Here is a 16,209-nt window from a genome sequence, read left to right on the forward strand (position 1 = left end):
AGGGTCCGCCGTGCCCGCATCCTCCGACTCGAACTGGGCCGTTAAGCCATGAGCCAACCAAGAATCTTTCCGCTCGGCGATGCCGCGCTTGTCTGCGAAACGCCGCCGCCCGCGACGCTGGAGTACCAGCGGCGTGTGTGGGCGGCCGCTGAAGTCGCGCGCGACTGGCCGCACGTGCTGGAAGTCGTGCCGGGCATGAACAATCTGACGCTCGTGTTCGATCCGCTCGAAGCCGATCGCGAAGCGCTCGCCAACCAGTTGCTGACGGCCTGGAATGCCGCGAGCAAGGCGCCCGAGCCCGGCCGTGAAGTCGCGATCCCGGTGCAGTATGGCGGCGAATACGGCCCCGATCTGCGAACGGTCGCCGATCACACGGGCCTGAGCGTGCGCGAGGTCGTGCAACGTCACGCGGACGGCGACTATGTGGTCTTCTTCCTCGGCTTCCAGCCGGGCTTCGCGTACATGGGCGGCCTCGAAGCCGCGTTGCACACGCCGCGCCGCGCGTCGCCGCGGCTGGAAGTGCCGGCGGGCTCGGTCGGCATCGGCGGCGAACAGACCGGTATTTATCCGGCCACCTCGCCCGGCGGCTGGCAGTTGATCGGCCGCACCGAGCTGCCGCTCTTCGACCCGGCGCGCCGCCCGCCCACGCTGTTGCAGCCGGGCGACCGGGTGCGCTTCACCATCGCGGGGATACTCGCATGATCGATGTGATTCGCGCAGGTCTGCTGACCACGATTCAGGATCTCGGCCGTCATGGCCACCGGCACCTCGGCGTCGCGATGGGTGGCGCGCTCGACCGTCTGTCGTTCGAAGTCGGCAACCGGCTGGTCGGCAACCGGCCCGACGCAGCCGGTCTGGAAGTCACCTTCGGCCCGACCGTGCTGCGGTTTTTGCGCGCGACGCGGGTCGCCGTCACTGGTCCGGATTTCGGCGCGACGCTCGACGGCAAGCCGGTCTATTCATGGTGGAGCCTGCCGGTGCAGGCCGGCCAGGAGCTGGTGCTGAACGCGGCGAAGCGCGGCATGCGCGGCTACGTCTGCGTGGCGGGCGGGATCGACGTACTGCCGATGCTCGGCTCGCGCAGCACCGATCTCGCCGGCCATTTCGGCGGACTCGGCGGCCGCGCGCTGCGCGACGGCGATCGCCTGCCGGTCGGCGCGCCGCAGCAGCGCGGCCACATCGGCTTCACGTCCGAGGCGCCGGAGTTCGGCGTGAAGGCGCCCACCTGGTGCAAGTTCGTGCAGGTTCAAGAGCCGCTGCGGCGCGGCCGTCATCCGTCGGGCGCGGGGTGGGCCGTACCGATCCGCGTGCTGCACGGCCCGGAGTACGACAGCTTCACCGAAGCGGCGCACGAATCGTTCTGGTCCGATGAGTGGCTGGTCACGCCGAACAGCAACCGCATGGGTTATCGCCTCGCCGGCACCGAACTGAAACGCACGCAGAAAACCGACCTGCTGTCGCACGCGGTGCTGCCCGGAACGATTCAGGTGCCGCCGAACGGCCAGCCGATCGTGCTGATGAGCGACGCGCAAACCACCGGCGGCTATCCGAAGATCGGCGCGGTGATCCAGGCCGATCTGTGGAAGCTCGCGCAGGTCCGTCTGAACGCCGCTGTGCGCTTCATCCCGACGACACCGTATGAGGCGCGTCAGGCTTTGCTGGAAGAACGCACGTATTTGCGGCAGATCGGCGCCGCGATCGCGATGCACGAAGAACGCTGTGCGCGCCAGTTGGCGGACGCGGCGCTGTAACACTCTCAAGAAAACGCCGGATTACCCGCAGTTTTCTTGCCCCCTCGGGGGAAGTCTGCGCGAAGCGTCAGGCTTGGAAGCACTCGATGAGGAACACCATGGAAATCGATTTGAACGCCGACCTCGGCGAAGGCTGCGGCTCCGACGAGGCGCTGCTCGATCTCGTCAGTTCGGCGAATATCGCGTGCGGCTGGCATGCGGGCGGCCCCAACGCGATGCGCGAATGCGTGCGCTGGGCCGTGCAGAAAGGCGTGTCGATCGGCGCGCATCCGAGCTTCAACGACCCGGAGAATTTCGGCCGCAAGGAAATGGATCTGCCGGCCGGCGAGATCTACGCGGGCGTGTTGTATCAGCTCGGCGCGCTGTCGGCGATCGCCCAGGCCGAGGGCGGGCGCATCGCGCACGTCAAGCCGCACGGCGCGCTGTACAACCAGGCCGCGCGCGACGCGAAGATCGCCGACGCGATCGTGTCGGCGGTACACGATTTCGATCCGTCGGTGGCGGTGTTCGCGCTGGCCAACAGCGGTCTCGTGACGGCGGCCCGCAACGCGGGCCTGATCGCGATCGAAGAAGTGTTCGCCGACCGCGGCTATCGCGCCGACGGCTCGCTGGTGCCGCGCAAGGAGCCCGGCGCGCTGCTCGACGATGAAAACGAAGTGCTGGAGCGCACGCTCGTGATGATCCGCGAGCAGCGCGTGCAGGCCGTCGACGGCCAATGGGTGCCGCTGAATGCGCAAACCATCTGCCTGCACGGCGACGGTCCGCATGCGCTGGCGTTCGCGCGGCGCATCCGCGGCGCGCTGGAAGCCGCCGGTATCGAAGTTCACGCGGCCGGCGCCGCACGCGTCTGAGCGTGAACTCCGGCGGCGAGCCAGACAGCGCGAATCAACTCTTGTGACATCTCCGACGTCCCGCTCCCAAGCGGGGCGTTTGCCAGGTGCGGGGACTCATTGCAGTAGCGGGTGGTAAAGCTGCAGGCGCAGGTAGAGACGCAAATGCGGACGCAAATGCCGACGCAAATGCCGACGCAAATGCGCACACAAACGCAGGTGTACGCAGTTCGAAGCAACGCGGCCGTCAAGAGCCGCGGCAACAAAACGGCGCACCGAAGACCGCGCGCCGGCCCACGTTAGCCGCCACCAGCGGCGAGGTTGAAACCCTGTTTGGAGATCCTGATGCAGTCAACAGTCAGTCTATGGCCGCTCATTGGCGTGGCCGTCATCATCGTCGGCTTTCTATTGCGGTTCAATCCGATGCTGATCGTTGCGGTCGCCGCGATCGTCACCGGCCTGGCCGCGCACTTCCCGCCTGAAAAGATCCTTGCGCTGATCGGCACCGGCTTCATCAAGACGCGCAACATCCCGCTGATCATTCTGCTGCCGCTCGCCGTGATCGGTCTGCTCGAACGGCACGGGCTGCGTGAGCGCGCGCAAGCGTGGATCGGCGGCATCAAGGCGGCCACCGCGGGGCGTCTGCTGATCGTCTATCTGCTGGTGCGCGAATTGACCGCCGCCGTTGGCCTGACCGGGCTCGGCGGCCATCCGCAGATGGTGCGTCCGCTGATCGCGCCGATGGCCGAGGGCGCGGCTGAAACCCGCTTCGGCAAGATCAGCGACGCGGTGCGTTTCAGATTGCGCGCGTTCGCCGCGGCCACCGACAACGTTGGCCTCTTCTTCGGCGAGGACATCTTCGTCGCGTTCGGCGCGATCGTGCTGATGACGACCTTCCTGAAGGAAGCGGGCATCGTCGTCGAGCCGATTCACGTCGCGGTGTGGGGCATCCCGACCGCGATCTGCGCGTTCATCGTTCACGGCTTGCGCCTATATCTGCTCGACCGCTGGCTCGAGCGCGAATTGCGCGGCAATGCCAAGGGCGGCCCCGCCGTTTCGCTGACGCAACCCGCTGCGGGAGACCAGGCATGACGTTCACGATTACCTATCTGTTCTGGCTGCTGGGCGTGGTGCTGCTGATCGTCGGCGGCATGATCGTCACGGACAGGACGCATCCGCGCCGTCTCACCGCGGGCGGCTTCTGGCTTCTCTACGCGCTGATCTTCCTGATCGGCGACAAGCTGCCGCCGGCGGTGGTCGGCGTGGCGGTGATCGTGATGGCCCTGATGGCCGGCTTCGGCGGCGTCACCGCGGGCAAGCCGAAAACGCTGTCGCTCGAAGCGCGCAAGGCGAGCGCCGCGCGGCTCGGCAACAAGCTGTTCGTACCCGCGCTGACGATTCCGGTCATCACCGTCATCATCACGCTGTCGGCCAGCCATTTGATGTTCGGCGGCATACCGCTGATCGAGAAGGCCAACGTCACGCTGATCGGTTTCGGCATCGGCTGCGTGATCGCGCTCGCGGTGGCCTGCGTGATGACGCGCGACACCGTCGGCCAGTCGATGAAGGAAGCGCGCCGGCTGGTCGATGCGTTGTCGTGGGCCGCGGTGCTGCCGCAGATGCTCGGCATGCTCGGCCTCGTGTTCTCCGATGCCGGCGTCGGCAAGGCGGTCGCGCACGTGACCACGTCGTACATCAGCCTCGACTACCGCTTCGTCGCGGTGGCCGTGTACTGCATCGGCATGGCGCTGTTCACGATGGTGATGGGCAACGGCTTCGCCGCGTTCCCGGTGATGACGGGCGGCGTCGGCGTGCCGATTCTGGTCGGCGTGTTTCATGGCAATCCGGCCGTGATGGTCGCGATCGGCATGTTCTCCGGCTACTGCGGCACGCTGATGACGCCGATGGCCGCGAACTTCAACATGGTGCCGGCCGCGCTGCTGGAACTGCCGGACAAGAATGCGGTGATCAAGGTGCAGATTCCCACCGCGCTGCCACTGCTGGTCATCAACATCTTTCTGTTGAATTTCCTGATGTTCCTATAGGGCGCCTGCATTCACAGGCGGCATGTACCGATGTATCGCAAGCTGCCGCTGCGATACATCGCTGCAGCAGACTCATCGCGCATGACGCGCGACCGAATTAGGAAAGTTCCGATCGTCGGGACAGAGGGGCGGCACATAAGATCACGGATGGTCTCCCATCCACCGCGCCGGTGCGTGCAATGCGCGCCGCTTGCGCTCCCCAGCAGGTGTCCATGGAACATCCATCCCGCCGCGACGGCGGCCGCACCGCGCGGCCGGCCGCCGCCGCACACGTCACCTCGTTGATCGACACTGCGCTCGCCGCACACCAGGCCGGCCGGCTCGACGCCGCTGAACCCTTCTACCGTGAAGCCCTTGCAGTCGATCCCACGCATACGAGGGCGCTGCACTACTTCGGCGTGCTGCACTATCAACGCGGCCAATACGACGCAGCCGCCAGCCTGATGAGCCGCGCGCTCAAGTTCGATCGCCACGACGCCGCCTGCTGGAGCAACCGTGGTCTGGTGGCCGCCGCGCTCGGCCATCTCGACGAAGCGACGATCTGCTACGACCAGGCGCTGCAACTCCAGCCGGATTTCGCCGACGCGCGCAACAACTTCGGCGTCGCGCTGCAAGCGCAAGGCGCGCTGAACGAAGCGCTCGAACAATACCGGCTCGCACTGACGTCGAACCCCGCGATGGTCGACGCGCATCTGAACATCGGCACGGTGCTGAGCAGGCTCGGCCGTTTCGACGAAGCGCTGGCGAGCTATCGCGACGTGCTGGCGCTCGACCCGAACCTCGCGGAAGCGCACTTCAACGCGGGCAATGCGTATCACGCGCAAGGCCGTCACAATGCCGCCATCGCCAGTTTCGAGCGGGCGCTGGCGCTGCGTGCGGATTACGCGGAGGCGCACGTCAATCTGGGCAGCCTGATCGGCCGGCTCGGCGACTATGCGGGCGCCGAAGCGCATTACCGGCGCGCGGTCGCGCTCAAGCCGATTCCAACCCACCTCGTGTGCCTCGGCGGTTCGCTCGCCGCGCAAGGCCGGCTGGACGAAGAGGAAGGCTTCTATCGGCAGGCGCTCGCGCTCGATCCTCACTACGCGGACGCGCATCAGAATCTCGCGTGGCTGCTGCTCAAGCGCGGCGATTACAAGCAAGGCTGGGCGGAGTTCGCGCTGCGCTGGCGCAAGCAGGACTACGACGCGATCGCGGTGCCGGACCTCGCCGAATGGCATGGCGAGCCGCTCGACGGGCGGAGTCTGCTGGTGGTCGGCGAACAGGGATTCGGCGACCACTTCCAGTTCCTGCGCTTCGCTCGCGTGCTGCAGCAGCGCGGCGCGACGGTCGACCTCTGCGTGCGCGAGCCGCTGCTGCCGCTGGTCGAACGCATACCGGGCGTGAATCACGCGTTCAGCGGCAAGCCCGGGCGCGAGTACGATTTCTGGGTGCCGATGATGAGCGTGCCGTCCTGTGTCGGCACGGAACTGTCCACCATCCCGGCTGAGCTGCCGTACCTGTTCGCCGACAAAGCGAAGCTCAAGGCATGGCGCAGGCGGGTGGGTCCGGCCGACAAATCGAAACGCAAAGTGGGTCTGGTCTGGGCCGGCAGTCCCACGTTCGGCAACGACCGCTACCGGTCGATGACGCTGGCCGACCTGAGCGCGTTGAGCGAATTGAAGCACATCGCCTGGTATGCGCTGCAGAAGGGCCCGGCGCATGCGCAGTTGGCCGACGCGCCGCCAGCCTTCCGCGCGCACGATTTCACCGCCTGCCTGAGCAGCTTCGAAGAGACCGCCGCGCTGATCATGAATCTCGATCTGGTGCTCGCCGTGGACACCGGCGTCGCGCACCTGGCGGGCGCGCTGGGCAAGCCGGTGTGGCTGCTGCTGCCCGCCAACTCCGACTGGCGCTGGCTGGAAGCGCGCAGCGATACGCCGTGGTATCCGGGGATGAGACTGTTCCGGCAGAAGACGGCGGGCGATTGGGCGACGGTGGTGGCGGAGGTCTCCGACACGCTACAGGCGCACTAACCTCACCCCGGCTCCACCACAAACCCGCGCTGCCGCAACAACTGCAACACGCCCTTAGGCCCGCCCAGATGCAGCGCGCCTATCGCCACGAACACCGGTTTGTTCGGTGCGGCGAGCTGCAGCATCCGCGACACGAAGCGCCGGTTGCGCTCATAGACAATCCTGTTGTCGATCGAATCGGAGACGCGCTTGTCGCGCGCCAGGTTTTCGGATTTCGCGGTCTGCCACGCGGCGATCGCATCGGCATCACCGACCCGCCACAGCCGATGCAGCGCGCGCACATCGGCGACGTTTTGCGCGGGCGTCTGCACGAGATCCTGCGCGAGCATTTCGCGCTGCTGTGCAAGCGAGAGCCCCGTGAACGCGCGCATCTGTTGCGGCAACGTTTCAAGACCGACGATCTTGCCGCGCGTCTTCAGATACACGTTCTGCAATTGCGCTTCCGTGCCGTACTCGGTCTGCAAACCGGCACTCAGCGAATCGTAGGTTTCGACCACCAGCGACGCGAGCCACGGCCGCATCTTCTTGATCGCATCGAGCGCGGCGGGATTGCCGCGCAGACGCAAAGCGAGCTTGTGCCACAAAGGCTCGGGCAACGAACCTGGCAGACAGTCGTGCCGGCACACGCCGTACTTCGACACGTCGTCTTGCGAGACCAGCAGTTCGTCGGGTGAGAGTTCGAGCGCCAGCGTCGGCGACGCGGCGAGAGCGGCGAGGATCGGCGCGCGGAACGGCTGTGCGGCGGGATAGTCGGCGGGATCGCCGACGTGCAGCGTGCCCAGCACGTAGATGGTGGTCGTGCCGCGTGTCGCGACATAGAACGGCATGCGCGCCGGCTGCGTACGCACCGGGCCGCTTGCCGTGGTGCCAGGTGCGGCGGGCGGCGGATTGAAGCCCGGCAAGCTCGCGCGTGGCGGCGCCGGCAAGCTCGGCACCGGCACCGCCGGGCGCCCCGCCTGGGCCGGCGTATTGGCCGCCGCGCCAGCCGCGCGCGCGACGCCGACCGCTCCAGTGCCCAGATGAAGAACACAACATACGCCGAGGAGCGCGGCACCGTTCAGTGCACGCGCTCTCCAGCGCCGCGCGAAAGCAGCACCGCAGCCGCCATCACGCAAGCGGCGCGCAAGACGACGCGCCGCCACCGCATCAGGCATCCACGTCCCCCACCTCCTCGGCGCGGTGACACGATACCTGACGGCCATCCACTTCACGCAGCTTCGGTTCTTCAGTGCGGCAACGGTCGATCGCATACGGGCAGCGCTGATGGAACGTGCAACCCGCAGGCGGATGCAATGGCGACGGCATTTCACCTTGCAGCTTGATCTTGATGGTGCGATCCGCCTCGAAGATCGAAGGTGTCGCCGACATCAGTGCACGCGTGTAGGGATGCCGCGGCTTCGAGAAGATCCGCTTCTTGTCGCCGAGCTCCGCCACGCCGCCGAAGTACATCACCATCACATCGTCGGCGATATGCTCGACCACCGACAGATTGTGCGAGATGAACACGTAGCTGGTCTTGAACTGCTCCTGCAAATCCATGAACAGATTCAGGATCTGCGCCTGGATCGACACGTCGAGCGCCGACACGGGTTCATCCGCGACCACGATCTGCGGGTCGAGAATCATCGCGCGCGCAATCGCCACGCGCTGTCGCTGGCCGCCGGAGAACATATGCGGATAGCGCTTCGCATGTTCGGGACGCAGGCCGACGGTGCGCATCATCTGCGCGATCCGTTCGGTGCGTTCGGTGGCGCTCAGTTGCGTGTTGATCGCGAGCGGCTCGCCGAGCGTCTGCTCGACGGTCTTGCGCGGATTGAGCGACGCGAACGGGTTCTGGAACACCATCTGCACGCGCCGCCGCAGCGCCGCGATCTTCGCGTGATCGGCGCCGGCCACGTCCTCGCCGTCGATCAGCAGACGGCCCGCGCTGGGCGCTTCGATCATCGTCAGCTGGCGCGCGAGCGTGGACTTGCCGCAGCCGGATTCGCCGACCACCGCCAGCGTCTTGCCGCGCTCGAGCACGAATGACACACCGTTGAGCGCCTTCACCGTGCCGGATGCGAACATGCCGCGCTTGACCGTGTAGTAACGCGCGAGCCGGTCGGCGACCAGCACGTGATCGCCCGCATGGCCCGACTGGCGCCGCGTTTCGAGTACTGCGTTCATCGTGCGCCTCCACGGGTGTGAACGTTGGCGTCGCCGCTCAGGTTCAGGGGTTTGATGCAGCGCACGCGCGCCACTTCGGCATGACCTTGCATCGGCGCAAGCGCGGGCCGCGCCTTCATGCAGTCGTCGACCACGTACTTGCAGCGCGGTGCGAACAGACAGCCTTTGGGCCGGTCGTCGCGCCCCGGCACCATGCCCGGCAACGCAGCAAGCCGCACCGCGCCGACATTGTGCTCGGGAATCGCCGCCAGCAACGCTTCCGTGTACGGATGATGCGGCGCGGCGAAGATATCCGGCACCTTGTTGGTCTCGATCACTTCGCCAGCGTACATGACCGCGACGCGCTGCGCGACCTCGGACACCACCGCGAGATCGTGCGAGATCAGCACGAGCGCCATGCCGCGTTCCTTCTGCAACTTGATCAGCAGCTCCATGATCTGCGCCTGGATCGTCACGTCGAGCGCGGTGGTCGGTTCGTCGGCGATCAGCAGCTTCGGGTTGCAGGCAATCGCCATCGCGATCATCACGCGCTGGTTCATGCCGCCCGACATCTGATGCGGAAACGAGCCGATGCGGCCTTTCGGATCGGGAATGCCGACCTGATCGAGCAGCTCCAGCGCGCGTTTGTCGAGCGCGCTGCCGCGCAGGCCCTCGTGCAGCTTCAGCACTTCCTTGATCTGATAGCCGACCGTGTAGCTCGGATTCAGACTGGTGAGCGCGTCCTGGAACACCATCGCGATGTCTTTGCCGATGATCCTGCGGCGCTCCGTCGCCGATGCCTTCAGCAGATCCTTGCCGTTGAAGGTGATTTCGTCCGCGGTGACTTTGCCGGGCGCGTCGATCAGGCCCATCAGCGCCATCATCGTCACGCTCTTGCCCGAGCCCGATTCGCCGACCACGCCGACCACTTCACCCGGCGCGACGTCGAGGTTGATCCGGTCGACCGCGGGCAGTCCGCTGAAGTTCACCGCCAGATTGCGGATGGTCAATAGAGTGCTCATGTCAGGCCATCCGTTTGAGTTTGGGATCGAGTGCGTCGCGCAGCCCGTCGCCGAGCAGATTGATCGCGAGCACCGAGATCAGGATGGACAGACCCGGCATCGTGACGATCCACCATGCGCTGTCGATGTAATCGCGCGCCGAGGCCAGCATCGCGCCCCACTCCGCCGACGGCGGTTGCACGCCGAGCCCGAGAAAGCCGAGCGCGGCGGCGTCGAGAATCGCCGACGAGAAACCCAGCGTGGCCTGCACGATCAGCGGCGCGGTGCAGTTCGGCAGTACTTGCGAGAACATCAAACGCAAGGTACCGGCGCCTGCAACACGTGAAGCCGTCACATACTCCTTCTGCAACTCGCCTTGTGCCGACGCGCGCGTCAAACGCACATAGCCGGGCAGCGCGACGATCGCGATCGCCAACATCGTGTTGACGAGACCGGGGCCGATGATCGCGACCACCGCCACCGCGAGCAGCAGCGACGGCAACGCGAGCAGCACGTCCATGATGCGCATGATCGGCGTGTCGGCCCACTTCTCGAAGAACGCCGCGATCAGCCCGAGCACGATGCCCGGAATCAGCGCGAGCACGACCGACACGAAGCCGATCCAGAACGACAGCCGCGCGCCGTACATCAGACGCGAGAGGATGTCGCGGCCCGCTTCGTCGGTGCCGAGAATGAACTTCCAGTTGCCGCCTTCGAGCCACGCGGGTGGGATCTTCACGAAGTCGCGGTACTGCTCGATCGGGCTGTGCGGCGCGATCAGCGGCGCGAAGATCGCGACGAAGATCAACACCAGCACGATGATGCCGGCGCTGACCGCACCACGGTTGCGCGAGAAGTTCGCCCAGAATTCACGGGCGGCAATGGCGCGGCCACTGGGTGGCGTAACCGCTTGGGGGACTGTATTTTGAATGTCTGCCATTTTGGGCTTACCTCGTATGGCGAATGCGCGGATTCAGCACGCCGTACAAGAGATCGACGACGAGGTTCACGACGATCACCAGCGTGGCGATCATCAGGATACCGCCCTGCACGACCGGATAGTCGCGCCGGCCGATCGCGTCGATCAGCCACTTGCCGATACCCGGCCACGAGAACAGTGTCTCGGTCAGCACCGCGCCAGCAAGCAGCGTGCCGACCTGCAAGCCGATCACCGTGACCACCGGAATCAGCGCGTTGCGCAACGCATGCACGACGATCACGCGCGCCGGTGACAAGCCCTTCGCGCGCGCGGTGCGGATGTAATCCTCGCGCAGCACTTCGAGCATCGACGAACGCGTCATCCGCGCGACGACCGCCAGCGGAATCGTACCGAGCACGATCGCGGGCAGGATCAGGTGGCTCAGCGCGGACTTGAACGCGCCTTCGTCGGTGGACATCAGCGCGTCGATCAGCATGAAGCCGGTCACGTGCGGAATGTCGTATTCGACCGCGATGCGGCCCGACACCGGCGTCCAGCCGAGCTTCACCGAGAACACCATGATGAGGATCAAGCCCCACCAGAAGATCGGCATCGAGTAGCCGGTCAGCGCCGTGCCCATCACGCCGTGATCGACCACCGTGCCGCGCCTGAGTGCGGCGAACACGCCCGCCGGCAAGCCGACGATCAGCGCGAACAGTAGCGCGAACATCGACAGTTCGACGGTGGCGGGAAAGCGTGCGAGGAATTCGCCCATCACGCTGGTGTTGGTGATGATCGAGGTGCCGAGGTCGCCGTGCAGCGCGCGTCCGATGTAGTGGACGTACTGCATCGGCAGGGGCTCGTCGAGTCCGAGCCGGTGCATTGCTGCGGCGTGCATCGCGGGATCGACGCCGCGCTCGCCCATCATCACTTCGATGGGGTCGCCCGGTATCAGGTGAATCAGCGCGAACGCGAGGATCGTGATGCCGATGAAGGTCGGTATCACCATGCCGATGCGGCGCAAAACAAAGCGGAACATGGTTCGTCCCTATGGTCTTGGTCAAGAAAAAACGCAACCGGCGACAAGGGCTTGTGACCCCGGTCGCCGGACCATTTCGACCAGTTTTCTAACCGTGCGAAAAGTGTACTGCGCGAATTGTACGGCTCAGTTGCTGCTAAGTTGCTGCTGTATCACTTGACGCTGACGCCGTCGAAGCGCGCGTAGCCGAGCGGTTCGATACGCATGTCGACCACCTTCTTGCTGACCGGCTGGTAGACCGTCGAGTGGGCGATCGGCGAGAACGGCAGTTGCTGCGCGAAGATCCGCTGCGCCTCGACGTAAGCTTTCGTGCGCGCGGCCACGTCGGACGTGACACGGCCCTTCTGGATCAGGTCGTCGAACGGCTTGTAGCACCACTTCGAGAAGTTGTTGCCGTTTACCGCGTCGCAGCCGAGCAGCGTGCCGAGCCAGTTGTCCGGATCGCCGTTGTCGCCGGTCCAGCCGATCAGCATCGTGTCGTGCTCGCCCGCGTGCGCGCGCTTGATGTACTCACCCCATTCGTAGGTGACGATCTTCGCCTTCACGCCGATCTTGGCCCAGTCGGCCTGAATCATTTCCGCCATCAGACGGGCGTTCGGGTTGTACGCGCGTTGCACGGGCATTGCCCACAGCGTGAGGTCGAAGCCGTTCGCATAGCCGGCCTTCGCGAGCAATGCCTTGGCCTTGTCCGGATCGTACGGCGCCGCCTTCAGGTCCTTGTAGAACGACCATTGGGTCGGCGGCATCGGATTGGTGGCCAGCTGGCCCGCGCCCTGGTACACCGATTCGATGATCGCCTTCTTGTTGATCGCCATGTCGAGCGCCTGGCGCACTTCAACCTTGTCGACCGGCTTGTGCGTCACGTTGTACGCGAGGTAGCCCAGGTTGAAGCCCGGCTGCGACGGCATGTCGATGTTCGGCTCAGCCTTCAGCGGCGCGATGTCGGCCGGACGCGGATAGCTCATCACCTGGCATTCGTCGCGCTTGATCTTCTGCACGCGCACGCCGGCGTCCGGCGTGATCGAGAAGATCAGCTTGGAGATCTTCACCGCATTCGGCTTCCAGTATTCCGGATTGCCGTCGAAGCGGATCGTCGCGTCCTTCGTGTAGCTGCGGAAAATGAACGGTCCGGTGCCGACCGGGAACTGGTTGATGTCGGCAGCCTTGCCGGCCTTCAGCAGCTTGTCGGCGTATTCGGCCGACAGGATCGACGCGTATTCCATCGCCAGATTCTGGATGAACGGCGCGTTGACTTCCTTCAGCGTGAACTTGACCGTGTACGGGTCGACCTTTTCGACGCCGGTGATCAGCTTGTCGAGACCCATGTCGGTGAAGTACGGGAACTGCACCGGGTAGGCCTTGCGGAACGGCTGGTTCGTGTCCAGCATGCGCTGGAACGTGAACACGACGTCGTCGGCGTTGAATTCACGCGTCGGCTTGAAGAACGGCGTGGTCTGGTATTTGACGCCATGGCGCAGATGGAACGTATAGGTCTTGCCGTCCGCCGACACATCCCACTTTTCCGCGAGGCCCGGTTCGACCTTGGTGCCGCCGCGTTCGAATTCGACGAGGCGGTTATAAACGGTGAACGTGTTGGCCGTGAAGTCGACACCCGTCGTGTATTGGGCCGGATCGAAACCCGCAGGGCTGCCTTCCGAGCAGTAGACGAGCGTTTTGTTCGGAATCTCGGCATGCGCACTGTTCGCGCCCACCAGCGATGCCACTGCAGCTGCGACGAGCGTCGTAACACGCGCGGCGCGCAACAGATTGTTTTGCTTCATGTTTTCTCCAGGTTCAGGGCCGGCTCCCGCCAGCGTAGCGCGATATTACTTGAGCTTGGCTCGCATCAACAAGCGGAAGAAATTCCCTTTGTTGACGATCGGAAACACTTCGGGCATAAGACCAGCCGCACGCCGGCGCGGGCCGGAGCGTGCGGCTGTAGCGGGCAGATAACGCAAAAAAACGGGCCGCCGCGCTTATTTCAGGCCGACGTTCATGAATTGCGTCGGGCCGAACGGGTCGATCTTGAAGCCCACGACGTTCTTGCTGATCGGCTGATACACCGTGGAATGGGCGATCGGCGTGAACGGCACCTGGTCTTTAAAGATTTCCTGCGCTTCGGTATAAGCCTTGGTGCGCTCGGCCATGTCGGTGGTGCCGCGGCCTTTTTTGATCAGATCGTCGTAAGGCTTGTAGCACCACTTGGAAAAGTTACTGCCATTCACCGCGTCGCAACCCAGCAATACCGCGAGCCAGTTATCCGGATCGCCGTAATCGCCGGTCCAGCCAATCAGCATCGCTTCATGCTCTCCCGCATGGCCGCGGCGAATGTACTCGCCCCATTCATAGGTGCCGATCTTCACTTTTACGCCGATTTTCGCCCAGTCGGCCTGCAGCATTTCCGCCATCAGGCGCGCGTTCGGGTTATACGGCCGTTGCACCGGCATGGCCCACAGCGTCAGGTCGAAGCCGTCGGGATAACCGGCCTGTTTCAGCAGCGCTTTCGCCTTGTCGGTGTCGTACGGGGCGTCCCTCAGCTTCTTGTCGTAGCCCCATTGCGTCGGCGGCATCGGGTTGGTCGCCGCCTGGCCGGCGCCCTGGTAGACCGACTCGATAATCGCTTTTTTGTTGATCGCCATGTCGAGCGCGCGGCGCACCGTTACGTTGTCGAGCGGCTTCTTCGTGGTGTTGTACGCGATATAGCCAAGGTTGAAACCCACCTCGCTCGGCATGGCGAGCGATGAATCGGCTTTCACCGCCGGGATATCGGCGGGACGCGGATACGACATCACCTGGCATTCGCCGCGTTTCAGTTTTTGCAGGCGCACCGCCGGATCGACCGTAATCGCGAATATCAGTTTGCCGACTTTGACCACGCCCGGTTTCCAGTAATCGGGATTACCGTCGAAGCGAATCGTGTCGTCCTTCGTGTAGCTGCGGAAAATGAACGGGCCGGTGCCGACCGGATATTGATTGATATCGGAAGCTTTGCCAGCTTTCAATAATTGATCGGCATATTCAGCCGACAGGATCGACGCGAACGGCATCGCGATCTGCTGCAAAAACGGCGCATCGACGTCCTTCAGCGTGAAACGCACCGTGTACGGATCGACTTTCTCGATCTTCGTGATGTTCTTGGCGAGGCCGAGATCGGTGAAATACGGAAACGGCACTGAGTACGCCTTGCGGAATGGCTGATCAGGATCGAGCATCCGCTCGTAGGTGAAAACGACGTCGTCGGCGTTGAATTCGCGCGTCGGCTTGAAGAATGACGTGGTCTGGAATTTCACGCCGTGGCGCAGATGGAACGTGTAGGTCAGGCCGTCCGGCGACACCTCCCATTTTTCGGCGAGGCCCGGTTCGATGTCGGTGCTGCCGTGCGCGAACTCGATCAACCGGTTATAGACCGTGTACGAACCGGCGCTGAATTCGACGCTCGTCGTGTATTGCGCGGTGTCGAAGCCCGCCGGACTGCCTTCGGAGCAGAACACGAGGGTTTTGTCGGGTAGCGTGGCCGCTTGCACCGCGACGGGCGCCATGCCGCTCGCGGCGACCGCGAAGGCAGCGAGAGCGGGCAGGCAGAACTGGTGAACCGCAAACAGCCTTTTTGACACTGTCATATCGTCCTCCGCACAGCAGCCGGGTCAGCTGCATTTCGATCATAGACAGCACAAAAATGAGCTTCAACAGGGACTTACCACGCTATTCGACGCGATGTCGGACGCCTGCGGCGATCTTTTTTGAAATAACCGGCGCGCCATAATGATCGATTTAGGCGAACTCTTAATTGACACCATGACTTTGTATCAATTCACCAACAACTGGTTCGATGTGCTCGCAAAAGGCGTGTGGGATCAGTTGATGACGCACTACTCGCCAGCCAGGATTCTCGAAATTGGCTCGTACGAAGGCGCGAGTGCCTGCTATCTGATCGACACGCTGGCGCCGCGTCACCCGATCGAACTGCACTGCATTGATAGCTGGGAAGGCGGCATTGAGCACCAGGCCGGCGGCGTCGCGCCGGCCGACATGCACACGGTCGAATCTCGGTTTCATCACAACGTGGCGCTGGCCGCCGGCAAACACGCGGGGCGCGCCCAGCTCGTCGTGCACAAGGGATACTCGGACGATTGCCTCGCGCGTTTGCTCGCCGACGGCAAGAAGGGCTATTTCGACTTCGTCTATGTGGACGGTTCGCACCAGGCCGCGGACGTGCTGGCGGATGCCGTGCTCGGCTTCAAGCTATTGAAGGTAGGCGGAATCATCGCGTTCGACGACTATCTATGGGCGGAGCAGTTGCCGTCAGGCAAAGACCCGCTGCGCTGCCCGAAGCCCGCGATCGACGCGTTCGTCAATTTGAACTTCCGCAAGCTGGAAGTGCTGTCCGCGCCGTTGTATCAGCTCTACGTGCGGAAGTTGTCGGACTAGGGCGAGCCCGCGCGGCCGTTGCAGCCGCGCGGATTG

At 64.4% G+C, this 16,209-nt stretch carries 14 protein-coding genes; 7 read left to right on the forward strand and 7 right to left on the reverse strand.

Annotation, left to right across the window (positions count from 1 at the left end):
- Positions 1-48: 48 nt before the first annotated feature.
- The 6 genes from pxpB (at position 49) to HV744_RS11485 (ending at position 6,641) form a co-directional block, all read left to right on the forward strand.
- Complete coding sequence (gene pxpB / locus HV744_RS11460) at positions 49-702, forward strand: 5-oxoprolinase subunit PxpB (protein WP_175149610.1); 654 nt, start codon at positions 49-51, stop codon at positions 700-702.
- Positions 699-1,751, forward strand: a complete 1,053-nt coding sequence (locus tag HV744_RS11465; RefSeq protein ID WP_175149611.1) for a 5-oxoprolinase subunit C family protein — start codon at positions 699-701, stop codon at positions 1,749-1,751. Before pxpB ends, HV744_RS11465 begins: the two co-directional genes overlap by 4 nt.
- Before the next feature lie 98 nt (positions 1,752-1,849).
- Positions 1,850-2,602, forward strand: coding sequence for a 5-oxoprolinase subunit PxpA (gene pxpA, locus HV744_RS11470; RefSeq protein WP_175149612.1), 753 nt, complete (start codon positions 1,850-1,852; stop codon positions 2,600-2,602).
- 324 nt (positions 2,603-2,926) lie between these two features.
- Positions 2,927-3,673: a DUF969 domain-containing protein gene (locus tag HV744_RS11475; protein WP_175149613.1), complete on the forward strand. Its 747-nt coding sequence runs from the start codon at positions 2,927-2,929 to the stop codon at positions 3,671-3,673.
- Complete coding sequence (locus tag HV744_RS11480) at positions 3,670-4,626, forward strand: DUF979 domain-containing protein (RefSeq protein ID WP_175149614.1); 957 nt, start codon at positions 3,670-3,672, stop codon at positions 4,624-4,626. The genes HV744_RS11475 and HV744_RS11480 overlap by 4 nt, the downstream gene beginning before the upstream one ends.
- Before the next feature lie 212 nt (positions 4,627-4,838).
- Complete coding sequence (locus HV744_RS11485; protein ID WP_175149615.1) at positions 4,839-6,641, forward strand: tetratricopeptide repeat protein; 1,803 nt, start codon at positions 4,839-4,841, stop codon at positions 6,639-6,641.
- A gap of 2 nt (positions 6,642-6,643) precedes the next feature.
- Here HV744_RS11485 and HV744_RS11490 read toward each other — a convergent pair whose 3' ends face one another.
- The 7 genes from HV744_RS11490 to HV744_RS11520 all read right to left on the reverse strand — a co-directional run bounded on the left by HV744_RS11490 (position 6,644) and on the right by HV744_RS11520 (position 15,365).
- Complete coding sequence (locus HV744_RS11490; RefSeq protein WP_175149616.1) at positions 6,644-7,795, reverse strand: TraB/GumN family protein; 1,152 nt, start codon at positions 7,793-7,795, stop codon at positions 6,644-6,646.
- Positions 7,788-8,807 carry a peptide ABC transporter ATP-binding protein gene (locus tag HV744_RS11495; RefSeq protein ID WP_175149617.1) on the reverse strand — a complete coding sequence of 340 codons (1,020 nt, stop codon included), beginning with the start codon at positions 8,805-8,807 and terminating at the stop codon, positions 7,788-7,790. Before HV744_RS11495 ends, HV744_RS11490 begins: the two co-directional genes overlap by 8 nt.
- Positions 8,804-9,808 carry an ABC transporter ATP-binding protein gene (locus tag HV744_RS11500; RefSeq protein WP_175149618.1) on the reverse strand — a complete coding sequence of 335 codons (1,005 nt, stop codon included), beginning with the start codon at positions 9,806-9,808 and terminating at the stop codon, positions 8,804-8,806. Before HV744_RS11500 ends, HV744_RS11495 begins: the two co-directional genes overlap by 4 nt.
- 1 nt (position 9,809) lies before the next feature.
- The gene (locus HV744_RS11505; RefSeq protein ID WP_175149619.1) at positions 9,810-10,727 is read right to left on the reverse strand and encodes an ABC transporter permease subunit; all 918 of its coding nucleotides are present in this window, start codon (positions 10,725-10,727) and stop codon (positions 9,810-9,812) included.
- Between the two features lie 7 nt (positions 10,728-10,734).
- Complete coding sequence (locus HV744_RS11510) at positions 10,735-11,745, reverse strand: ABC transporter permease subunit (RefSeq protein ID WP_175149620.1); 1,011 nt, start codon at positions 11,743-11,745, stop codon at positions 10,735-10,737.
- A 152-nt stretch (positions 11,746-11,897) separates the two neighbouring features.
- On the reverse strand, positions 11,898-13,526 hold the full coding sequence (locus HV744_RS11515; protein WP_175149621.1) for an ABC transporter substrate-binding protein: 1,629 nt from the start codon (positions 13,524-13,526) through the stop codon (positions 11,898-11,900).
- Between the two features lie 195 nt (positions 13,527-13,721).
- Entirely contained in the window at positions 13,722-15,365 is a 1,644-nt protein-coding gene (locus tag HV744_RS11520; RefSeq protein WP_175149622.1) for an ABC transporter substrate-binding protein, read from the reverse strand.
- A gap of 175 nt (positions 15,366-15,540) precedes the next feature.
- On the opposite strand from HV744_RS11520, the gene HV744_RS11525 reads away from it, so the two are divergent.
- Positions 15,541-16,173: a class I SAM-dependent methyltransferase gene (locus tag HV744_RS11525; RefSeq protein WP_175149623.1), complete on the forward strand. Its 633-nt coding sequence runs from the start codon at positions 15,541-15,543 to the stop codon at positions 16,171-16,173.
- Positions 16,174-16,209: the final 36 nt, after the last annotated feature.

The organism is Paraburkholderia ultramafica (assembly GCF_902859915.1).
Classification (GTDB): domain Bacteria; phylum Pseudomonadota; class Gammaproteobacteria; order Burkholderiales; family Burkholderiaceae; genus Paraburkholderia; species Paraburkholderia ultramafica.

Coding starts and splice junctions, on each gene's coding strand:
- pxpB (WP_175149610.1), top strand. CDS start 49: ATGAGCCAACCAAGAATCTTTCCGCTCGGCGATGCCGCGCTTGTCTGC.
- HV744_RS11465 (WP_175149611.1), top strand. CDS start 699: ATGATCGATGTGATTCGCGCAGGTCTGCTGACCACGATTCAGGATCTC.
- pxpA (WP_175149612.1), top strand. CDS start 1,850: ATGGAAATCGATTTGAACGCCGACCTCGGCGAAGGCTGCGGCTCCGAC.
- HV744_RS11475 (WP_175149613.1), top strand. CDS start 2,927: ATGCAGTCAACAGTCAGTCTATGGCCGCTCATTGGCGTGGCCGTCATC.
- HV744_RS11480 (WP_175149614.1), top strand. CDS start 3,670: ATGACGTTCACGATTACCTATCTGTTCTGGCTGCTGGGCGTGGTGCTG.
- HV744_RS11485 (WP_175149615.1), top strand. CDS start 4,839: ATGGAACATCCATCCCGCCGCGACGGCGGCCGCACCGCGCGGCCGGCC.
- HV744_RS11490 (WP_175149616.1), bottom strand. CDS start 7,795: ATGCCTGATGCGGTGGCGGCGCGTCGTCTTGCGCGCCGCTTGCGTGAT.
- HV744_RS11495 (WP_175149617.1), bottom strand. CDS start 8,807: ATGAACGCAGTACTCGAAACGCGGCGCCAGTCGGGCCATGCGGGCGAT.
- HV744_RS11500 (WP_175149618.1), bottom strand. CDS start 9,808: ATGAGCACTCTATTGACCATCCGCAATCTGGCGGTGAACTTCAGCGGA.
- HV744_RS11505 (WP_175149619.1), bottom strand. CDS start 10,727: ATGGCAGACATTCAAAATACAGTCCCCCAAGCGGTTACGCCACCCAGT.
- HV744_RS11510 (WP_175149620.1), bottom strand. CDS start 11,745: ATGTTCCGCTTTGTTTTGCGCCGCATCGGCATGGTGATACCGACCTTC.
- HV744_RS11515 (WP_175149621.1), bottom strand. CDS start 13,526: ATGAAGCAAAACAATCTGTTGCGCGCCGCGCGTGTTACGACGCTCGTC.
- HV744_RS11520 (WP_175149622.1), bottom strand. CDS start 15,365: ATGACAGTGTCAAAAAGGCTGTTTGCGGTTCACCAGTTCTGCCTGCCC.
- HV744_RS11525 (WP_175149623.1), top strand. CDS start 15,541: ATGACTTTGTATCAATTCACCAACAACTGGTTCGATGTGCTCGCAAAA.